Here is a 683-nt window from a genome sequence, read left to right on the forward strand (position 1 = left end):
ACCATCGACGCCGAGATCGAGAAACTTCTCTCCGGCTACGGCTCAAAGTTTGAAATCCGTTTCTCGTGAATACTTACCTTTCGTAAGTCTTCGCTGATATGTTCTATGCACTCGCGGACAAGATCATCCAGTTGGCGCCCTGCAAGCGTGCGGATTTGCAGCCGGCGTTGCGTCAATAGTGGATTGGAAAATCGTACGGCTACCAGTTCATCCCGTCGCAATAGCCCAGCAATGGCGAGATATCCCGACGGCATGATTGCGCCAGGTAGAGTTTTCACAAAGCCATAAAGGGCGCCGACATATCGACTGGTAATCGCCGGCGTGATTTCAACGCCATCAACATTGCATGCAATGTCGAATAGCTGACGGTTTGTCGCTCCCTTGTCTTGCAGCAATATGGGGTAATGCGCCAGGTCTGCGAGCTCAACTGTTGAACGATCGGCAAGTGGATGCTCGTTGCTCATGAGCGCCATGACCGGAGCATTCTGAGTGAACTGCACCTGTACATCTGGCTGAGGACTCAGGCTGAAAACCATAGCAATGGAAGCTTCTCCGGACAGCAATCGCTGATTCGCGGCCTCAGAAGAGACCACGTCAAGCTCGACGCTTAGCAGGCTGCTGAAGTACTAGCCGCGCAAAAAGCGAAGCTTGCCTCTACAAGGCTGAAGGGCTCGCTATTTTTC

General features: G+C 52.6%; 1 protein-coding gene. It reads right to left on the minus strand.

Annotated features, from left to right (window positions below; all coding sequences use genetic code 11):
• Positions 1–35: 35 nt before the first annotated feature.
• A complete protein-coding gene (locus J8I34_RS34260; RefSeq protein WP_209808613.1) occupies positions 36–614 on the minus strand; it encodes a LysR substrate-binding domain-containing protein in 579 nt (192 codons plus the stop codon).
• Positions 615–683 lie beyond the last annotated feature (69 nt).

The organism is Cupriavidus phytohabitans (genome assembly GCF_017815025.1).
Classification (GTDB): domain Bacteria; phylum Pseudomonadota; class Gammaproteobacteria; order Burkholderiales; family Burkholderiaceae; genus Cupriavidus.